This window comes from Pseudomonas sp. W2Jun17 (assembly GCF_023127795.1).
In the GTDB taxonomy this organism is placed as follows: Bacteria; Pseudomonadota; Gammaproteobacteria; order Pseudomonadales; family Pseudomonadaceae; genus Aquipseudomonas; species Aquipseudomonas synxantha_A.
Window position 1 is genome coordinate 238,799 of sequence record NZ_SPKO01000036.1, and the last position, 20,084, is coordinate 258,882.

Here is a 20,084-nt window from a genome sequence, read left to right on the forward strand (position 1 = left end):
TCTATTCATCGGCCACGAATAATTGCCTGTGGGTCACCCAGAGGACGGTACTCGGCATCATCGAACACGTAGTTGGCGTTACAGCCACCCAGCAAACACAACACAAGCAACACGGCGTGCCATGGACGGTCAGGCATCAGGTTTCTCCCACAGTAAAAATCAAGTGCACCATTAGCATTTCTCCCTGGCATCGCCGACGGGGATATTCAAGCGTGCAAGACGGTAAAGCAGCGTGCGTCGGGCAACCCCTAGCTCCCGCGCGGTACGGGTGCGATTGCCATGGTTCTTGTGCAAGCAATCGAGCAGGAACACTCGCTCTACTCGTTCCATGCGCTGGCGCAGCGTCACATCGTCGCTCGCGGCCGGCGCCGCAGTCGGTGGCAGCGCCAGGTGCTCCGGCAAGATCACGCCGGCGTCACACAACAACACGGCACGCTCAACCATGCATTTAAGCTCGCGTACGTTGCCGGGAAAGGCGTGGCCGGACAGTTGATCAAGGGCCAGGGTGGACCAACCCACGGGTGACCTCTCCAGCGCCGCGCACGCCTCGTCAGTGAAATAGCGCGCCAGTTGCAGCAGGTCGCCGTCTCGCTCGCGCAGGGCCGGTAACGTGATCGGAAACTGCACGAGCCGGTAATAGAGGTCTTCGCGAAAGCGCCCCTCGGCGACCATCGCAGCGAGGTCGCGATGAGTGGCCGCAATGATCCGCACGTCGACCTTATGCGCCGCGCTGGCACCCAGCGGCCGGACCTCGCCCTCCTGCAAGGCCCGCAGCAATTTGGCTTGCAGTGCCAGCGGCATGTCGCCGATTTCATCCAGCAGCAACGTACCGCCGTGCGCGGCATCAAACAGACCCGCATGATTGCGCTCGGCCCCCGTGAACGCACCTTTGCGATAACCGAAGAGCTCGCTCTCAAGCAGCCCTTCAGGGAACGCTGCGCAGTTCTGCACGACGAAGGCTTTCTCCCGGCGCGGGCCGGCCGCATGAATGGCCCGAGCTACCACTTCCTTGCCGGTACCGGTCTCGCCGCACAGCAGTACGGTATACGGGGTATGCAGGACTTTACTGATCAAATGGCACGTCTGTTTCATCGCCGCACTGGAGCCAATCAATCCGTACTCCCTGGCCAATGGCTTGTTGCACCTGAGCCTTGAATCAACGTTGGGCTGCATACTGCGCAGTACCAGCAGCTGGTTCACGGCGAAGCTGCCCAACTGCGCCAGGGAGGTGGCGTAGCCTTGCAACTGGCCCGGCTGTTGCCGAGCGCACAGCAGCACACCGGCGACCCGCTCACCACGATTGAGCAACGGCACGCTCAACAGCGCCCGCCAGGGCTTCACCGGTACGGGCAGGAAATTAGCGTCATGGCAACTGCTCTGCACATCTTCCAGGCTCAGGACAGCACCTTGGCTCAAGGTATGGTTCAACAGGGGTGGATGGTGCAGATCAGAATCTGCGACCGCGACGACCATCGATGCCGCCTCGGACAAATGTTGGGCAATCAGTTCAAGGCGACCGGTCACTTCATTGAGCAGGTAAAACTGGCTGAGTTCGCACTGGCTCAGTTGTGCCACACCGGCGACGAGCGCGTCAGGCAGCGCCTGTTCATCACGGTACAACGCCAGGCGTGTAAAGCAGGCGGCCAGCGCATTGGCGTATACCAGAGGGTCGGACAATTCGCCTGGCAGGTCCACATTCATCATGATCATCAACCCCTGTGAAAATTGCTGGCAAGCGTAACCACGCCGTCGGCCTGTTCATGCGCCAGCCAGGTGGTCCAGCCCAGGCGGCAAAGCGTGTTTTCGCCGATGTGCAACGGCCTGACCTCGCCCGCCGCCAACGTCAGGCGCAGGTCGTATTCCAGAGGGTCGCGCAGGGTCAGTCGCACCAGCGCGCACAGCCGCTGGTACGCCTCAGCGATAGGCAGAAAATCATGGAAACGCTGCCAACCCAGCGCCAGAAGATGCACCCTGAACTTACCGCTGCGGTCAGCGATGCGATGCCCCAGGACAAGGTCCTGGCCAAGGGCACTGTTGGCCCGCCCCAGATGATTGCATTGCAACTGGCTGACCTCGACCGTGCGCTCCACCCATTGCTCGATAAACAACGCGTCGTGCTTGAAGTAGTAACGCAGGACAGCCTCGATCAGCGCAGCCGAGTGCACTCGCAAACTCAGCAGGCCCAGATAAGGCAGCAGGCGCTTGCAATCAAGCTGCGAAGCACTGCGAATTGCGCTGTCGCCCAGCCCCATCAAGGCAAACATCTGCTCGGAAAACCTGTCGTTAGCACCTGCCCGGAAACACGCCCGATAACGGTATTTGCGCCAGATCGGCAACATCAAGCGCTGCAGGCGGTGATGGAACAGATCAAGGAAATCTCGAGTCGGGTTGCCGCCCGAACGCTCGGCAAACGCTTGCTCGGCGTAAAACGCAGGTAGCGGCGAGCCGGCACCGAATAACCCCAATACGTTGAGACGCAAGCGAGCGCGCAAGGCCCCGCGCTCGCTGAAAAACTCCACACGGTCGATATCGTGCGCGGCAAACCCAAAACCGGGGTTGGCGTGGAACTCCAATTGGTCATACAGCGCCTCGTCATCCAGCAGCGGATGGGCCTCGCGCAGTCGTTCGATGACCTGCACAATCGCCTGAAATAGCGTGTACTCACGAATAACACGGCAAAGTTGAGTCAAAACAGCGGTTGCTGCCCCATCCGGGATGGCCATAGGTACACGTCTCCTTGTGTGCTGATGACCCGCAACTCGTGATACGAATTGAGGCTTGCATAGAGCGCAAAGAACTGATTGAGAACAGAGGCGAATACAAACAGATCGCCCTGACCGACAAAGCCCTGGGAATCAACCGTCAGCTCGACCTGCAAGCCTCGAACAGGCAGACCGCGGTGCAGACGGTCCACTGCCTCATGGCGAATGGAGCGCAAAGCGCTCAACCTTTTCTGACTTACCTTCAGCGCCTGTCGATCGTGATAGCGCGGCAAGTCGTAGGTTTGGAGTATCACTTTCAAGGCATTGATATCGGTCAACGACAGATAGTTGACCGACATATTGCTGATGAGCTTCCACAAAAAATCCTGGTCCAGTGGCGGCGCAAAGCTCGCGGTGGGCGTGGTGATGTTGCAAAACCCCAATGACTCCGGGGTCTGTTCCCCGGGCAGGGTGATTTCGCCTGCACGAAGTTGGCGCGGCAGGTTGCAATTGGTACAGGTCAGTTCGACCGACAGGGTTTCCTGGCCCTGTTCGCGGCGGCTGGGGAATCCGATCCAGGTATCAAGCCCGCCATGCTGTACCGACGAACGCTGGCGAATGCTGTAACTGGAGGGGGCCGCCGTAGCCTCGTGATCGCAGTCATGTTCAAACGACTCGAACGGCACATAGGTCTGGTAGCCCAACCCGCCGGGGCGCCACCCGGTGACCTGGTCCACGGAAAACACACTGGCATTGCCCGGCGTATATTCCCCAGGTATCAACAGGTACTCATCCTGTTTACCGTCCAGGCGAATGGGGATCGCATCCTGTTTGAACAGGTTGACGATGGGCGTGCAATACAGCTTCACGTTGTCCAGGGTGGGACGCTGGGGTTCACGGCCCTGGGTGTGAAGTTCGAAGCGCATCACCATGCCATGCGCCTCCCGGAGCAGCTCGTCAGGCAGCGTGTGCACCACATTCAGCCCTTCGACGTCGACAAACAGGTATTTCTCGGGAAAAGCGAAGTACTCCTGCAGATGCCGATAACCATCAAAGGTGTTCTGCGGATAAGGAATCAGCGCCTGCTCCGGGGAAAACCCCACTGGCTGAACCTGGCCGGCACTGAGGCGCAGCGTTACAGGTTGCCCGTCGCGGGTCCTCACCGGTACACCCTCGTGATCCAGCAGCGACAGGCAGATACTGTCGACATGGCGCAACAGGCTGAGGTACAGGCCCTGACTGATGTAGTGGTCGCCAGCCAAGTGCAGCCTCAGCGAATCAAATGCCAACTCACTGAAGTTACCTTGGGTACTCATGGTCAGTTGCAACTCCAGCCAGGCTCCCTCGCCCTGGCAGCGGTATTCCAGGCCACTGAGTTGCAGGGGCATGATGTCGGTGGCATAGCATGTGCGGAACCGGCAACGCTCACCCTTGATGGGAGCGCTTTCCACGGCGGTGTCCCGGGCCACTCGAACACTGGGGCCGGCACGTTTCAAGGGGTCGAATTGCAGGATGCTGAAGGCCGGTGTTGGCCGCATGTAATGGGGCCATAACAAGTGCATCAACGAATGCGTCAGCTCCGGCAGTTCGTCATCCAGCTTTTGTCGCAGGCGAGCGGTCAGAAATGCAAACCCCTCCAGTAAACGCTCGACATCCGGGTCCTGGCCGGCCTCAGCAAGAAACGGCGCCAGAGCTGGATTGCGCTCGGAAAAACGCCGCCCTTGTTGGCGCAGGCCGCTGAGTTCACTTTGAAAGTAGCGGTTAAACGTCATGGACGAAAACCTCTACCCGCCCGGCTTGCGCAAGACGGGCCTGAAACACGACCGGTTGCAGGACGCCGTCGATAACTCGCTCAGCTTCAATTGCAAATGCCAGGACCAGAGACCCACGCACATCGGGCAACAGCCTGACATGCACATTCGCCAGTCGCGGTTCGTAGGCCTGGATAAAACGCTCGATATGCAGCCGCGACTGAGTCAATGATTCATGCAGGCTCAGTCGCATGTCGTTGAGATCAGGCAAACCATAATCAGCCAGTGTCTGGACACTGCCCGCACGTGTGCTGAGCATTTTCCCCAGATGTGCGGCGATGGACGCCACAGGACACCCTCGCGTCGATGCACCGCATTCAAGACGCTCGAAAAGGCTGTTGTGCTGAACCATGCCCTGGCCTCTGCTCATTCTTTATCGAGCTTGCCAACCAGGGACAAGGTGAAGTCTGCCCCCATGTACTTGAAATGCGGGCGCACCGTCACGTTGACGCGGTACCAGCCGGGCTCGCCCTCGACGTCGCTGACGACGATGCGCGCGGCACGCAGTGGGCGCCGTCCACGCACTTCGGCGCTGGGGTTTTCCTGATCCGCCACATATTGGCGAACCCACTTGTTGAGTTCCTGCTCAAGGTCCGTGCGCTCTTTCCAAGCGCCCAACTGTTCGCGTTGCAGAACCTTGAGGTAATGGGCCAGGCGGTTGACCACCATCATGTAGGGCAATTGGGTGCCCAAGCGGTAATTCAGTTCTGCCGCCCTGCCTTCTTCACTGATGCCAAAGGATTTGGGCTTTTGCACGGAGCTGGCGGAAAAGAACGCTGCATTGTCGCTGCCCTTGCGCATGGTCAAGGCGATGAACCCTTCTTGCGCCAGCTCGTATTCGCGCCGATCCGATACCAGCACTTCGGTAGGGATCTTGGTTTCAATCTCGCCCATGCTCTGGAAGTGATGCAGTGGGAGGTCCTCGACGGCCCCGCCGCTTTGCGGCCCGATGATATTCGGGCACCAGCGAAAGCGAGCGAAACTGTCTGTCAGGCGTGTGGCAAAGGCATAGGCGGTATTGCCCCACAGGTAATGCTCGTGGCTGTTAACCACGTTTTCCTGATACGCAAAGGTCTTGACTGGGCACTCAAAGGGGTCATACGGGGTGCGCAACAGAAAGCGCGGGACAGTAAGGCCAATGTAACGGGCGTCTTCGCTCTGGCGAAAGCTTTGCCATTTGGCAAACTGCGGCCCTTCGAAATGATCCCGCAGGTCTTTCAGGTCGGGCAGCCCGGTGAAGCTTTCCAAGCCAAAGAAACTCGGCCCCGCCGCAGCAATAAAGGGGGCGTGAGCCATGCTGGCGACGCTGGAGGCGTATTGCATCAGCTTTACATCGGGCGCACTGGGCGAGAGAAAATAATTGGCAATGATCGCACCCACCGGCTGCCCACCGAACTGACCGTATTCAGCGCTGTAAACATGCTTGTAAAGCCCGGACTGAGTGATTTCCGAGGAATCCTCGAAATCATCCAGCAGGTCTTCGCGTGAGACATTCAACAGCTCGATCTTGATGTTCTCGCGAAAATTGGTGCGGTCGACCAGCAACTGCAACCCCCGCCAGGAAGCTTCCAGCGCCTGGAAGTCGGGATGGTGCAGGATCTCATCCATTTGCTGGCTGAGCTTGGTATCGATTTCGGCGATCATCCGGTCGACCAGGCGTTTCTTTACCGGTTCGTCACGGTTGTGTGGCTTGAGCAACTCCGCGATAAACGCCGATACGCCGCGCTTGGCGATGCCGTAAGCCTCTTCGTCGGCGCTCAGCAATGTCTGGGCGGTGATGTTGTCGAGGATGCTGCAGGTGTGGATAGTCTGTACCGATTGCAGCTCGTGTTGAATCGTGGTCATGGTATCAGTGTCCTTTTACTGAAAATGTCAGGCGTCTGGGCTGGGCAGCCCAAGCTCGGCCAGAACTCGTGCGCGGGAATCACTATGGGTCAATGCCTGCTCGATCGCCTTGCGAAAGCTTGGGGTGTTGCCCAATGGTCCCTTGAGCGCCACCAGTGCTTCACGCAGTGCCATCAGCTTTTGCAACTCCGGGATCTGCTCGACAAGATTCGCGGGATTGAAGTCTTTCATCGCGTTGATGCGAACCTGGATCGCCAGTTCTTCCACGTCGGCTTGATCCTGGAGGCGATTGGGTACGTTCAGCGTCAGGCTCACTGCTTGCTTGGCCAACACCTCGTCGAGGGTGTGCTTGTCGATACCGATGGGCTTGCGATCTTCCAGCTTGCGCAGGTCCGCACGTTGGGAAAAATCCCCCAGCACCAGCAGCTTCAACGGTAGCTCGACCTCTTCCTGGGCACCGCCGAGGGCGGGTTTGAAGGTGATATTGATACGTTCCTTGGGGGCTACCGAACCGTCTTTGGCCATGGTGCTTTTCCTTTTATTTGATGAGGCGCTATTGAAGTACTGCTTCCAGGTCGAAATGACACAACCGGCGATGCAGGGCATCCTTGCCGTCGCGTATGGCTTGGCTTTGAGGTAGCAGGTCGTAGCAGCGGTACAGGAGCTGAGCGACTTGCAGGGCCAACGCCGGCTCCCAACTTTCCAGGCCCGTGCGCTGTAATTGAAGATCGAGTTGCTCCAGCTGGATCCTGGCCAGCTCGTGTTTGCCGGCCGCCATGCACAGCCTGGCCAGCGCCAGGCGCCAATGAAAACGGCAGCGATCACTGACCGCGCCCTGCAAGCCTTGCTTGATCACACCCACCGCGGCTTTGAGCCCGTCCTTGCGCAGACAAGGCATTACCGCTTCCAACGCCGCGTCCCAGGGTTGGGTCGTCAGGTCGGTCACGACTTCACTGGGCGCAGGCTTGCGCACATGGCGCATCACGTGCAGCGCAATCCACTCGGCTGTCGCAGTGTCGGCAAAGGGGGTGCCGTCGTCGAAGCGGTACTCCGTCAGGTTTGGCAGGCGCTGCAGCAGCAGCGCGAAATGTATCTCCAGTTCGGCCATGGCCAGGTCCGCGTGCAAGCCGTCCAGACACTCCCAGGCCATGCGCAAACCATCGAACCAGAACAACGCACCGGCCAGACTGACTTCCAGTTCGAACAGCACATCGGCGTAATGGCCTTGGCTCAAGCGCTCCTGATAACGCTTGAGCTTGTCGGCGGCCAATGGGCGCAGCGCGGTTATGCGTTCACTGTTGGCGTCGGGGTAGTTGACGAGCATCAGCCACGCCAAGGTTCGGCCCAGGCGCAAAGCCCGCAGGTCGGTGGCGTTCTGGCGCAACCACCAGGCGCATAAAGGCCGGGCCTGTTCCTGTAATGAGCGCAGTAATTTGTGCGCCTCTTTTTCGCTGTTGACCGATTGCTCGGGGGTGGGCAACTGGACCGCCGCTTGCCTCACGCCGGGAATAGCACCCGCGCCCCCATCAGCTTCTGGCGCCCCTTGCGCGGTATCGGCCAGGCGCTCCGCCAATTGCCGTCGAATCGGCAGCAGCACGGGAGCATCACTCCCCAGATGTTGGGCCCATAGTTGGTCCAGATGTTCGAGGTGTTCCAGCAACGCTTGAAATAAAGGCTGTTGATCATTGAGCGAGATTTTTTTTGCAAACGCTTGCTCAAGGCGCGACACCAACCAGCCAAACGCTGCAACGCGGGTACGCAGTTTGCCAGGGTAGACGTGCACCCAATGGTGCTCGCAGAGCTCACGCAGCACACCGAGGCCGGCCAGCAATCCAGCCAATGAATCACGCTGATACAAGGCCCAGGTCAACCAGCAGGCGACACGCAGATCCTTGGAGTGCTCACGCAGCAGGCATTCGCTGATTTCGCTGACCCGCTGCCAATCCGGCAGCCCATTGCCATGAACCGACTGCGCTTTGCCAAGTTCGCCTTCCAGCGCTTCGAACTCGTTGGAAAAGCGCATATCAATGCCCACGAAACTACCTGGCGAACAGGCTGCTCGTGCAAGTAGCAAATAATAGGCATACAGTTCTTTTGAATGACTCATTTTCGGCCGCACACAACCATCCAAGGCAAAATAGGCAAACTTAACGCCATTGAAGTACGTATCAGAGATCCCTTAAGTTCCGTTCAAACATATCGAGACACAGGAACCTTAGCCATGCATAAACCAATCAGCAAGCGACGGACCGAAACTTAAGAAACATCCTACGCGCCGCTATAATATTGGCCTGCGCATCTATTTGCGCACACATTCGAGTAACAACAACTCTGTTAGCTCGGCCAGCCGTATACTTCACCGTAAAAACACGTGAGCAACTAAGTGCGCATCGATGCGCAACTTTTATAACTAAAAACAGCCCATAGCCCGGAATAAAAACCCAATACGCAGCGCACCAAACAGTGCTCGCCCTTATTTCATTGAACTTCACACTTTCAGGCACGCTTCTTGTTATAGGTTATAGGCACCTACCCGTTCAGCCATTTCGCTGTTCGGCAAAACCTACTCAACCCGGCAAGGAAACCAATCATGCCAACACCCGCGTACCTCTCCATCACCGGAGTCAAACAAGGTTTGATCACGACAGGCACATTTACTCAGGACTCGGTAGGCAACATTTATCAGGAAGGTCATGAGGATCAGATACTGGTCCAGGCATTTGCCCATCAGGTGATCATTCCTCGCGATCCGCAATCGGGCCAGCCGACAGGTCAGCGCGTGCACAAGCCGCTGATGATCAGCAAGGTTTTCGATAAATCGTCACCGTTGCTGTTCAGCGCCCTGACCAGCGGTGAAGAAGTCTCCTGCCGCCTCGAATGGCTGCGCACCTCGTCCGCCGGAACCCAGGAGCACTACTTCACCATTGAACTGGAGGGTGCGACTATCGTGGACATCCAGTCACGCATGCCCAACTGCCAGGACCCCGACAACGCCCACTTCACTCATCTGGAGGATGTGCACTTCACCTATCGCAAGATCATCTGGACTCACGAAGTGGCCGGAACTTCCGGCTCGGACGACTGGCGCAGCCCAGTGGCCGGCTAACCACGGCTAGAGCGGGAACAGCTGCCAGGGAAGGCGCCGTTCCTGCTGGCCGGTTACACCATCGCCAATGGGTGCTTACGCTTGGGCGCTGCGAACACACGATCGATAGCGTCCAGGTCATGTTCATCCAACACCAGCTTCGCAGCTGCGGCGTTGAGTCGGATGTGTTCAGGTGTGACCGCCTTGGGGATTGCGATGACACCCTCCTGGCGCAGGACCCACGCCAGCGATACCTGGGCCGGTGTGACCTCATGGCGACGTGCGATCTGCTTGAGGGTCGGGCTCGACAGCAGCTCACCACCCTGGGCGATGGGACAATAAGCCATCAGTGGTAAATGATGCTGTTGCCACCATGGCAACAGGTCGAACTCGATCCCGCGCTCTTCAATGTTGTAGAGCACTTGATTGGTCGCACATGCAGGGGATGCGAGCTCCTGCAGGTCTGCCACATCGAAGTTGGAAACACCCCAGCGGCCGATTTTGCCGGCCTCGCGCAAACGCTCGAACGCTTCGACAGTTTCTTCAAGTGGGTACTGGCCGCGCCAGTGCAACAGATACAAATCAATGTAATCGGTGCCAAGGCGCTGAAGGCTGGCTTCGCAGGCGCGAGGCACCCCCTTTTGGCTGGCGTTATGCGGATAGACCTTGCTGACCAGAAATACCTGGTCGCGCTTGCCACGAATCGCCTCTGCGACCACCTCTTCGGCACCGCCGTCGCCATACATCTCGGCGGTATCGATGAGCGTCAGGCCCTCATCGATACCCAGTTGCAGCGCAGCAACTTCGGCGCGGCGCCGGCTTGGGTCTTCGCCCATGCGCCAGGTCCCCTGGCCGATGACAGGGACGGGAACACCGGCCAGATCAATGGTACGCATGACAACCTCCTGGTGAGTGTGCTGATTAACAATGTGGCATTGAGCGGACAAAAGGGTTCAATCGCAGTATGGTTGCCCTTTCGCCAGTCGCCAGGAATCACCGGTAATGCTGTTTGTCGTCATGCTCGGGGGCAAGCATCCACGGGCAAAAATCGAAGTACACGATGTAGTGTTCGCCGTGGCGGATACGTTGCAGGCCAGCTACCCGCAATTGCGCGACGCCTGGTTTGGCAGCCCCAAGGGTGTGCACATCGACTCATGGATGGCGGTCGACGGCGTCGACGGCTGGAAAGTCGAACTGAGCCATCTGGCGCCTCATGGCGACGCGCCCCGCCTGTACTTCATCAACCTCGGTGGCTATGAAGCCCATAGCTTCGGCGAGGCCCATCACTACCTGCTGGTAGTCGCTCGTAACAAACAGCAGGCCATGAGCCAGGGCAAGCAGCAGATGCTGCGCCACTGGTCCCAGGCCCACACCGACGGCGTGCTGGATATTGACGACTGCCTGCCGATCGACTTGGTGGACGGCCGTTACATCCACCTGGTGCAGGGGCCGCACCAACCGATCGTGCAGCGCAACGACTACATCGTGTTGCCTTGAACCGCCACGCTGAAAAAGGCAGGACTGAACAACAGCGGAACTTTGCCAGGAAATAACCGCCTGAATCCGGTACGCTCACCGTTTTTTTACTCTAGGAGTTATTCCCCATGGCCAAAGCCACCGCCCGTCACATCCTCGTTTCCACTGAAGACAAGTGCAACGAACTCAAGGCCCAAATCGAAGGCGGCGCTGATTTCGCAGAAATCGCCAAAGCCAATTCGTCCTGCCCATCCAGCCGCCAGGGCGGTGACCTGGGTTCGTTCGGCCCAGGCCAAATGGTCAAGGAATTCGACACTGTCGTATTCAGCGCCCCGGTCAATACCGTGCAGGGCCCGGTTAAAACCCAGTTCGGTTATCACCTGCTGGAAGTCACCAGCCGCCAGGATTGATTCAATCGGCGCAGATGCGATAAACAACGGCCCGCCCTTTGGCGGGCCGTTGTGCATGTGATGACTGGCGATGCCCAGGCCGTTAGCGTACAAATCCCTATTCTTCTTAACCCGGCGTTCAAGGCTGATAATGCGATTGGCTTTTTCATCTCTGCTCTGCTCCACCCTGGCCCTGCTGATGGCCAGCACTGCGGCGATCGCGGCCCCGCAAACCTACCTGACGGTTTACGGCGAGCCCGCCAAGTACCCCGCCGGTTTCAGCCACTTCGACTATGCCAACCCCAACGCGCCCAAGGGCGGCAGCCTGCGGCGCTCGGCGCTGGAGGTCGGGCGGTTTGATCATGTGCTGCCGTATATCGACAAAGGTATTGGCGTGTCTCAGGTCGACGGCTGGGTGTATGCGCCCCTGGCGCTGCGCTCGCAGGATGAGCCCTACACCGTTTATGGCCTGGTGGCAGAAAAAATGGAGCGCGCCGACGACGGCCTGTCGCTACGTTTCTACCTCAATCCCAAGGCGCGTTTCGCCGACGGTACCCCGATTACAGCCGAAGACGTGCGCTACAGCTTCGATCTGCTGATGACCCAAGGCAGCCTGCGCTTTCGCACGTTGTTTGCCGACGTCAAGCACGTCGAAGTCGAAGGCGAGCGTCAGGTACGCTTCGACTTCTCCAGCAACGACAACCGCACCCTGCCCCTGGATATCGCCACCTTGCCGGTGTTCCCGGAGCATTGGTGGAAGACCCGCGACTTTGCCAATGGCGGCGGCTACGAAGCCCCGCTGGGCAGCGGCCCGTACAAGGTCAGCAAGATCGACTCCGGCAGCACCATCACCTTTACCCGCGATCCGGATTGGTGGGGCAAGGATTTGCCGGTCAGCCGTGGCCTGTACAACTTCGATCACCTGAGCCTGGAATACTTCGGCGACACCGAAGTGGCGCGCCAGGTGCTGCGCGGCGGCGCCTACGACTTCAACCGTGAATTCTCCGCCACCGGCTATTCCATCGGCTACAACGGCCCGGCGCTGGACGATGGTCGCCTGCAGCGCGCACACCTGGCCAAAGAGATGCCGCAACCGGCCCAAGGCTATGTGTTCAACGTGCAGAAGCCGATTTTCAAAGATCGCCGCGTGCGCCAGGCCTTGGCGATGCTGTGGGATTTCGAATGGGCCAACCGGCAAATGATGCGCAACCTGTACATCCGCCAGCAAAGCTACTTTTCCAACAGCCCGCTGGCGGCCAGCCAATTGCCGACCCAGGAAGAACTGGCGATCCTGGAACCGTTGCGCGGGCAAATCCCGGATGAAGTGTTTACCCAGGTATTCAAGGCCCCGGTCACCGACGGCAGCGGCATGATCCGCGATAAACAACTGCAAGCCCTGGCACTGCTTGAGGACGCTGGCTGGAAACCGGTGGGTGACAAACTCGTCAACGCCCAGGGCGAGCCGCTGGAGTTCACCTTCCTCAACGTCCAGAACGGGCTTGAGCGCCTGTTGCTGCCCTACAAGCGCAACCTGGCGCAGATCGGCATCACCCTCAATATCCGCCGCATCGACTCGTCGCAGTACGTGAACCGCCTGATGGCCCGTGACTACGACATGATCGTCACCGGTTTTCCGGTCACCACCTCGCCCGGCATGGAGCTGTACAACTACTTCGGCTCCGCCGCTGCGTTCGATCCGGGCGCCAACAACTACATCGCACTCAAGGATCCGGCCGTCGATACGCTGATCAACGGTTTGGTGAAGGCCGACACCCAGGCGCAGATGCTCACCTACGCCCACGCCCTGGACCGTGTGCTGCAATGGAATTACCTGTGGATCCCCAACTATTACCCCCCGGGCACCTCCGCCGCGTGGTGGAACCGTTTCGGCCGCCCGGCGATCGAGGCGAAGAATGACGAAGCCCTGGAAACCTGGTGGGAAGTCAGCCCCACGCCACTGACTAACGAGCAAATGCAGGCCGAGCTGAAAAAACGCGGAGGAGCCCGTTGATGTTTGCCTATATCGTACGGCGCCTGCTGCTGATCATCCCGACGCTGGTGATCATCCTGCTGGTGAACTTCGTGATCGTGCAGGCCGCGCCCGGCGGGCCGGTGGAACAGGCCATTGCCCATCTGCAAGGCATTGGCGGCGGCGGTGTAGCGGGCGCATCCGGCGAAGGTATCAGCGGCTCCCGGGCCAGTCGTGGCCTGGACCCGAAGCTGATCAGGGACATCGAAAAACAATACGGCTTCGATAAGTCCGCACCGGAACGCCTGTGGCTGATGCTCAAGAACTACGCCCAGCTGGACTTCGGCAACAGTTTCTTTCGCGGCGCGACGGTAACCGACCTGATCCTGGAAAAGATGCCAGTTACCATTTCCCTTGGCCTGTGGGCGACGCTGATCACCTACCTGGTGTCGATACCCTTGGGGATACGCAAGGCCGTGCGCCATGGCAGCAGCTTTGACATGTGGAGCAGCACGGCCATCGTGATCGGTTACGCGATGCCGGCGTTCCTGTTTGCGATGTTTCTGATTGTGGTATTCGCCGGCGGTACGTCGCTGAACTGGTTCCCGGTGCGCGGGCTGGTGTCGGAAAACTTTGCCGAACTGAGCACCGTGGGCAAGGTTGCCGACTATTTCTGGCACCTGGTTTTGCCGGTGACGGCGCTGGTGATCGGCGGGTTTGCCACCTTGACCATCCTCACCAAGAACTCGTTCCTCAATGAGATTACCCGCCAGTACGTGGTGACCGCCCGTGCCAAGGGCCTGAGCGAACGCCGGGTGCTGTATGGCCATGTGTTTCGCAATGCCATGCTGCTGGTGATCTCGGGGATTCCCCAAGCGTTTATCAGCGTATTTTTTGCCGGCTCACTGCTGATCGAAGTGATCTTCTCCCTCGACGGCCTGGGCCGCATGAGCTACGAGGCGGCAGTGTCCCGTGACTACCCGGTGGTATTCGGCTCGCTGTTTATCTTCACCCTGTTCGGCCTTTTGATAAAACTCATCGGTGACCTCTGCTACACCCTGGTGGACCCGCGTATCGACTTTGCTGCGAGGAACGCCTGATGCTTGACCTGTCTCCCGTTGCGCGTCGGCGTTTCGAACGCTTCAAGAAAAACCGGCGTGGCTGGTGGTCGCTGTGGTTGTTTATCGGCCTGTTTATCCTGACGCTGGGCGGCGAGCTGATCGCCAATGACAAACCCTTGGTGCTCAGCTTCAAGAACGAACTGTATTTTCCGGTGTTCAAGCGCTACACCGAACAGCAGTTCGGCGGGCAGCTGCCGTTCCAGGCGGATTACCGCAGTGACTATGTGCAAAAGCTGATCAAGCAGGACGGCGGCTGGATGCTGTTCCCGCCGATTCCCTTCAGCGACGACACCCCCAATTATGAGCTGACCCGCCCTGCCCCGAGCCCACCGTCGGCGGTGAACTGGCTGGGCACCGATGACCAGTCCCGCGATGTACTGGCGCGGGTGATCTTCGGCGCAAGGGTGTCGATCCTGTTTGCCCTGGCCTTGACCGCCATCAGCGCCGCCATCGGCATTGCCGCCGGGACGTTGCAGGGTTACTACGGCGGCTGGGTGGATTTGCTCGGGCAGCGCATTCTGGAGGTGTGGTCCGGCCTGCCGGTGCTGTACTTGCTGATTATCCTGTCGGGGTTCGTCGAGCCGAATTTCTGGTGGTTGCTGGGGATCATGGCGCTGTTTTCCTGGCTGGCGCTGGTGGATGTGGTGCGCGCCGAGTTCCTGCGCGGGCGCAACCTGGAGTACGTCAAGGCCGCGCGCGCCCTGGGCCTGGGCGACGCCAAGATCATTCGCCGGCATATCCTGCCCAATGCCATGACCGCGACGCTGAGCTATCTGCCGTTTATCTTGACCGGGGCGATATCCACCTTGAGCGCCCTGGATTTCCTCGGCTTCGGTATGCCGGCTGGCAGCGCGTCCCTGGGTGAGCTGATCGCCCAGGGCAAGCAGAACCTGCAAGCCCCCTGGCTGGGCCTGACCGCGTTTTTCACCTTGGCGCTGATCCTGTCGTTGCTGGTGTTTATCGGCGAGGCGTTGCGTGACGCCTTCGACCCTCGCTCATGAGTAATTGCCTATGAACCTGATCGAAATCCGCGACCTGTGCGTCGCGTTCAGCGGCCAGACCGTGGTACGCAATCTGAGCCTGGATGTGCGCCCCGGCGAGTGCCTGGCGCTGGTGGGTGAGTCGGGCTCGGGCAAGTCAGTGACCGCCCATTCAATCCTGCAACTGCTGCCGCAAGCCGGTACCGAAACCACGGGCTCGATCAAGTATCGTGGCCAGGAGTTGATCAGTGCAGCGCCGTCTACCCTGCAAAAACTGCGCGGTAACCGAATTGCGATGATCTTCCAGGAGCCGATGACGTCCCTGAACCCGTTGCACAGCATCGAAAAGCAAATCGGCGAAACCCTGCTGCTGCACAAGGGCCTGGGCGGCAAGCAGGCGCGGGCGCGGATTCTCGAACTGCTGGAGCTGGTGGGTATCCAGAAACCCCAGGAACGGCTCAAGGCCTACCCGCATCAGTTGTCCGGCGGCCAGCGCCAGCGGGTGATGATCGCCATGGCCCTGGCCTGCGAGCCGGAGTTGCTGATTGCCGACGAGCCCACCACCGCGCTGGACGTGACCGTGCAGCGCAAGATCCTGCTGCTGCTCAAGTCTTTGCAGCAACGCCTGGGCATGTCGCTGCTGCTGATCAGCCATGACCTTAACCTGGTGCGCAGTATCGCCCAGCGGGTCTGCGTGATGCGCGCCGGGGAAATTGTCGAGCAGGCTGACTGCCAGACCTTGTTCACGGCCCCACAGCACCCTTACAGCCGCCTGCTGCTGGACGCCGAGCCCACGGGCGATGCGCTGTGCAGCGATGCGCGCGAGACGGTGTTGCAAGTAGACAACCTCAACGTCGATTTCCCCTTGGGCGGCGGGTTGTTTCGGCGCAAGACCTACCTGCGTGCGGTCGACGGCATCAGCCTCAGCGTGCAGCGCGGCAAGACCCTGGGGATTGTCGGTGAGTCCGGCTCAGGCAAATCGACGTTGGGCCAGGCGATCCTGCGTTTGCTTGACTCCACCGGCAGCATCCGCTTCCAGGGCGAGGCCCTCGACCCGCTCAACCATCAGCAGATGCGCCCGTGGCGCAAGCAGATGCAGGTGGTGTTCCAGGACCCCTATGGCAGCCTCAGCCCGCGCATGTCGGTCGAGCAGATCATCAGCGAAGGCCTGGAAGTGCATGCGCCATGCAGCCTGGCCGAGCGAGATGCCCAGGTGATCCAGGTGCTCAAGGACGTGGGCCTCGACCCCGCCAGCCGGCATCGCTACCCCCATGAGTTTTCCGGTGGCCAGCGCCAACGCATCGCCATCGCCCGCGCCCTGGTGCTCAAACCGGCGCTGATGCTGCTCGACGAACCCACTTCGGCCCTGGACCGTACGGTGCAGAAACAAGTGGTGGCGTTGCTGCGTGAACTGCAGGACAAATATGGCCTGACTTACCTGTTTATCAGCCATGACCTGGCCGTGGTGCGCGCCATGGCCCATGACATGATCGTGGTCAAGGATGGCAAGGTAGTGGAGCGCGGTGCCAGTCATGATGTGTTTGATTCGCCCCAGCACCCCTATACCAAAGAACTGCTGGCTGCAGCGCACATCCCTTTGTGATGTTCAACAGGATTCTGCCTCCATGAGTACCAGCCTCAAGGATTATCAACTCGTTCGCGGCCTGGCCATTCAGTCGTTGTTCGAGATCATCGAGCAGTCCAGCGAAGGCACGGTCATCGTCGACCGCGACGCGAACATCGTGTGGATGAACGAGCGCTACGCTAGGCGTTTCGGCCTGCACAGCGCCGATGAGGCCATCGGCCAGCCCTGTGAGCAGGTGATTTCCAATAGCCTGTTGCGCCAGGTGGTGCACAACGACCGGCCGATCCTGCTGGATATCCAGGACACCCCCAAGGGCCCGCTGGTGGTGATGCGCCTGCCGATCCACGATGATGCCGGAGCGGTGATCGGCGCGATTGGGTTCGCACTGTTCGATGAGTTGCGCAACCTGTCACCGCTGATCGAGCGTTACCTGAGCATGCAGCAAGAGCTGGCCTCGACGCGCTCGCTGCTGCGCTCGCGGCAAAGCAAATACAACTTCGCGCATTTTATCGGCACCAGCGCTGCCAGCCTGGAGGTCAAGCGCCGGGCGCGGCGCAGTGCGAGTGCCGAGTCGCCGGTGTTGCTGCTGGGGGAAACCGGCACCGGCAAGGAACTGCTGGCCCAGGCTATCCACGGTGCGTCACCGCGGGCGCACAAAGCCTTCGTGAGCATCAACAGCGCCGCGATTCCCCATGACCTACTCGAAGCGGAGTTCTTCGGCACCGCCCCCGGCGCGTTTACCGGCGCCGACCGCAAGGGTCGCCCCGGCAAGTTCCAGATCGCCCAGGGCGGCACGCTGTTTCTCGATGAAATTGGCGACATGCCGCTGCCGCTGCAAAGCAAATTGCTGCGGGTGTTGCAGGAAAAGGAATTCGAACCGGTGGGCTCCAACGAGATGCTGCACAGCGATGTGCGGGTGATTGCCGCGACATCCATGGATCTGGAGGCAGCGATCAAACGTGGCGAGTTTCGTGCGGATTTGTATTACCGCCTCAACGTACTGCCGATCCAGGTACCGCCGTTGCGTGAACGGCTGGAGGATATTCCGGCGCTGAGCGAGGCGATCCTCGAAGAGCTGCGCAGCCAGCACGAACTGGACCATGGGGCGCTGGCGTTGCTCGCACAACATGCATGGCCGGGCAATATCCGTGAACTGCGCAATGTGCTGGAGCGGGCGGCGTTGCTTAGTGATGACCTGATGTTGAATGCCGCGCAGGTTCGTGCAGCGATTGGTACGTTCAGCCCAGTAGTCCGTGGCCCGGTGGACGCGATCGAGGGTGAAACCTTTGCGGCGGCGCGGGAGCGGTTTGATCGGCAGGTGATTGGTGCGGCGTTGCAGGCGTGTACCGGGAATGTGGTAGAGGCCGCCAGGCAGTTGGGGCTTGGACGGTCGACGCTGTACAAGAAAATGGTGGCGCTGGGACTAACTCAGTCTCCATATTGAGACCAAATTCTCAATACAAAGACAATCCATTGTGAGAGGGGCTTGCTCCCGATAGCAGTGTTTCAGGCTGAGCATCTGTACCTGACCCACTGCTATCGGGAGCAAGCCCCCTCCCACATTAGGTATTTGCTTGTCTCAAAATAGAGATAAAATTTCAAAGCGCTGTTGAAAATTCTGAAAATATTGTTGTTTTTCAAATAGTTAATAACATGGCACACATCTAGCTATAGCCCTCCCACCGCTTCACCCCACAACAATAACAATCCGATGGAGACACACCATGAGTGTGATCATTGCCCTGGCCGCGCTCGCGCTGCTGATGCTGGCTGCGTACCGTGGCTATAGCGTTATCCTGTTCGCCCCCATTGCCGCCCTCGGCGCAGTGCTGCTCACCGACCCCTCCGCCGTCGCCCCTGCCTTTACCGGGGTGTTCATGGAAAAGATGGTCGGTTTTATCAAGCTGTATTTCCCGGTGTTTCTGCTCGGTGCGGTGTTCGGCAAGCTCATTGAGTTGTCGGGTTTCTCGCGCTCGATCGTGGCGGCTGCGATCCGCTTGCTGGGCACGCGCCAGGCAATGCTGGTGATCGTGCTGGTCTGCGCCCTGCTCACTTACGGCGGCGTGTCGCTGTTCGTGGTGGTGTTTGCCGTGTACCCGTTCGCGGCGGAGATGTTTCGCCAGAGCAATATCCCCAAGCGCCTGATCCCGGCAACCATCGCCCTCGGCGCGTTCTCGTTCACCATGGACGCCCTGCCCGGCACGCCGCAGATCCAGAACATCATCCCCAGTACCTTCTTCAACACCACTGCCTGGGCGGCGCCGTGGCTGGGGCTGATCGGCACGATCTTCGTGTTTTGCACCGGTATGCTCTACCTGGCCCGCCAGCGCAACAAGGCCCAGCGGGCCGGGGAAGGTTATGGCACCGAGTTGCGTAACGAGCCGGAAACCGCCGAGAACCTCAGCCTGCCCAATCCCTGGATCGCGCTGTCGCCGTTGATTCTGGTCGGGGTAATGAACCTGCTGTTTACCCACTGGATCCCGCAGTGGTACGGCAAGACCCACAGCCTCAGCCTGCCAGGCATGAGCGCACCGGTGACCACCGAAATCGCCAAGCTCACCGCGATCTGGGCGGTGCAGGCGGCGTTGCTGGTGGGGATTATCGTGGTACTGGTGTTCGGCTTCTCCGCGATCAAAAGCAAGCTGGCCGAAGGCAGTAAAAGTGCGGTCAGCGGCGCGCTGCTGGCGGCAATGAACACCGCCTCGGAATACGGCTTCGGTGCAGTAATCGCCTCGCTGCCAGGCTTTCTGGTACTGGCGGACTGGCTCAAGGGCATCCCCAACCCACTGGTCAACGAAGCAATTACCGTGACCCTGCTGGCGGGCATCACCGGCTCGGCTTCCGGCGGCATGAGCATTGCCCTGGCGGCGATGTCCGAGAGCTTTATTTCAGCCGCCCATGCGGCCAATATCCCTCTTGAAGTGCTGCACCGGGTCGCGGCCATGGCCAGCGGCGGCATGGACACCCTGCCCCACAACGGCGCGGTGATCACGCTGCTGGCGGTCACCGGCTTGACCCACCGCGAAGCCTACAAGGACATTTTCGGCATCACGATTATCAAGACCCTCGCGGTGTTCGTGGTGATCGGTACTTTCTATGCCACCGGCATTGTGTGAGGTTT

18 protein-coding genes are annotated in these 20,084 nt (G+C 59.7%); 9 read left to right on the forward strand and 9 right to left on the reverse strand.

Going from position 1 to position 20,084, the window contains the following annotated elements; genetic code table 11:
* Window positions 1-5: 5 nt before the first annotated feature.
* Genes E4O98_RS23735 through tssA form a run of 8 tightly spaced genes read right to left on the reverse strand, consistent with a single transcriptional unit; the run spans window position 6 to window position 8,465 of the window.
* Window positions 6-137, reverse strand: a complete 132-nt coding sequence (locus tag E4O98_RS23735; protein ID WP_078821533.1) for a type VI secretion protein — start codon at window positions 135-137, stop codon at window positions 6-8.
* A 34-nt stretch (window positions 138-171) separates the two neighbouring features.
* Entirely contained in the window at window positions 172-1,701 is a 1,530-nt protein-coding gene (locus tag E4O98_RS23740; protein ID WP_248136488.1) for a sigma 54-interacting transcriptional regulator, read from the reverse strand.
* An 8-nt stretch (window positions 1,702-1,709) separates the two neighbouring features.
* Complete coding sequence (gene tssG, locus E4O98_RS23745; protein ID WP_248136402.1) at window positions 1,710-2,723, reverse strand: type VI secretion system baseplate subunit TssG; 1,014 nt, start codon at window positions 2,721-2,723, stop codon at window positions 1,710-1,712.
* Window positions 2,687-4,474, reverse strand: a complete 1,788-nt coding sequence (tssF, locus tag E4O98_RS23750) for a type VI secretion system baseplate subunit TssF (protein WP_248136404.1) — start codon at window positions 4,472-4,474, stop codon at window positions 2,687-2,689. The genes tssG and tssF overlap by 37 nt, the downstream gene beginning before the upstream one ends.
* A complete protein-coding gene (gene tssE, locus E4O98_RS23755; RefSeq protein WP_248136406.1) occupies window positions 4,464-4,865 on the reverse strand; it encodes a type VI secretion system baseplate subunit TssE in 402 nt (133 codons plus the stop codon). The genes tssF and tssE overlap by 11 nt, the downstream gene beginning before the upstream one ends.
* Before the next feature lie 14 nt (window positions 4,866-4,879).
* On the reverse strand, window positions 4,880-6,358 hold the full coding sequence (tssC, locus tag E4O98_RS23760; protein WP_248136408.1) for a type VI secretion system contractile sheath large subunit: 1,479 nt from the start codon (window positions 6,356-6,358) through the stop codon (window positions 4,880-4,882).
* A 27-nt stretch (window positions 6,359-6,385) separates the two neighbouring features.
* Window positions 6,386-6,883, reverse strand: coding sequence for a type VI secretion system contractile sheath small subunit (tssB, locus tag E4O98_RS23765; protein WP_248136410.1), 498 nt, complete (start codon window positions 6,881-6,883; stop codon window positions 6,386-6,388).
* A 28-nt stretch (window positions 6,884-6,911) separates the two neighbouring features.
* The gene (tssA, locus tag E4O98_RS23770) at window positions 6,912-8,465 is read right to left on the reverse strand and encodes a type VI secretion system protein TssA (protein WP_248136412.1); all 1,554 of its coding nucleotides are present in this window, start codon (window positions 8,463-8,465) and stop codon (window positions 6,912-6,914) included.
* 483 nt (window positions 8,466-8,948) lie between these two features.
* Between tssA and E4O98_RS23775 the strand changes: the two genes are divergently transcribed.
* Entirely contained in the window at window positions 8,949-9,464 is a 516-nt protein-coding gene (locus E4O98_RS23775) for an Hcp family type VI secretion system effector (protein ID WP_248136414.1), read from the forward strand.
* A gap of 53 nt (window positions 9,465-9,517) precedes the next feature.
* On the opposite strand, the gene E4O98_RS23780 is transcribed toward E4O98_RS23775, so the two are convergent.
* The gene (locus E4O98_RS23780) at window positions 9,518-10,339 is read right to left on the reverse strand and encodes an aldo/keto reductase (protein ID WP_032876043.1); all 822 of its coding nucleotides are present in this window, start codon (window positions 10,337-10,339) and stop codon (window positions 9,518-9,520) included.
* A gap of 106 nt (window positions 10,340-10,445) precedes the next feature.
* On the opposite strand from E4O98_RS23780, the gene E4O98_RS23785 reads away from it, so the two are divergent.
* From E4O98_RS23785 to E4O98_RS23820, 8 genes are all read left to right on the forward strand, one after another.
* On the forward strand, window positions 10,446-10,940 hold the full coding sequence (locus E4O98_RS23785) for a DUF1543 domain-containing protein (protein WP_032876046.1): 495 nt from the start codon (window positions 10,446-10,448) through the stop codon (window positions 10,938-10,940).
* A gap of 107 nt (window positions 10,941-11,047) precedes the next feature.
* Window positions 11,048-11,329: a peptidylprolyl isomerase gene (locus E4O98_RS23790; RefSeq protein ID WP_005788801.1), complete on the forward strand. Its 282-nt coding sequence runs from the start codon at window positions 11,048-11,050 to the stop codon at window positions 11,327-11,329.
* Between the two features lie 130 nt (window positions 11,330-11,459).
* Window positions 11,460-13,319 carry an extracellular solute-binding protein gene (locus E4O98_RS23795; protein ID WP_248136416.1) on the forward strand — a complete coding sequence of 620 codons (1,860 nt, stop codon included), beginning with the start codon at window positions 11,460-11,462 and terminating at the stop codon, window positions 13,317-13,319.
* Entirely contained in the window at window positions 13,319-14,377 is a 1,059-nt protein-coding gene (gene yejB, locus E4O98_RS23800) for a microcin C ABC transporter permease YejB (RefSeq protein WP_248136418.1), read from the forward strand. Before E4O98_RS23795 ends, yejB begins: the two co-directional genes overlap by 1 nt.
* Complete coding sequence (locus E4O98_RS23805) at window positions 14,377-15,399, forward strand: ABC transporter permease (protein ID WP_248136420.1); 1,023 nt, start codon at window positions 14,377-14,379, stop codon at window positions 15,397-15,399. The genes yejB and E4O98_RS23805 overlap by 1 nt, the downstream gene beginning before the upstream one ends.
* 10 nt (window positions 15,400-15,409) lie before the next feature.
* Entirely contained in the window at window positions 15,410-16,981 is a 1,572-nt protein-coding gene (locus tag E4O98_RS23810; RefSeq protein ID WP_248136421.1) for an ABC transporter ATP-binding protein, read from the forward strand.
* A gap of 22 nt (window positions 16,982-17,003) precedes the next feature.
* On the forward strand, window positions 17,004-18,407 hold the full coding sequence (locus E4O98_RS23815; RefSeq protein ID WP_248136422.1) for a sigma 54-interacting transcriptional regulator: 1,404 nt from the start codon (window positions 17,004-17,006) through the stop codon (window positions 18,405-18,407).
* Window positions 18,408-18,687: 280 nt separating this feature from the next.
* A complete protein-coding gene (locus E4O98_RS23820) occupies window positions 18,688-20,079 on the forward strand; it encodes a GntP family permease (RefSeq protein WP_005788811.1) in 1,392 nt (463 codons plus the stop codon).
* Window positions 20,080-20,084 lie beyond the last annotated feature (5 nt).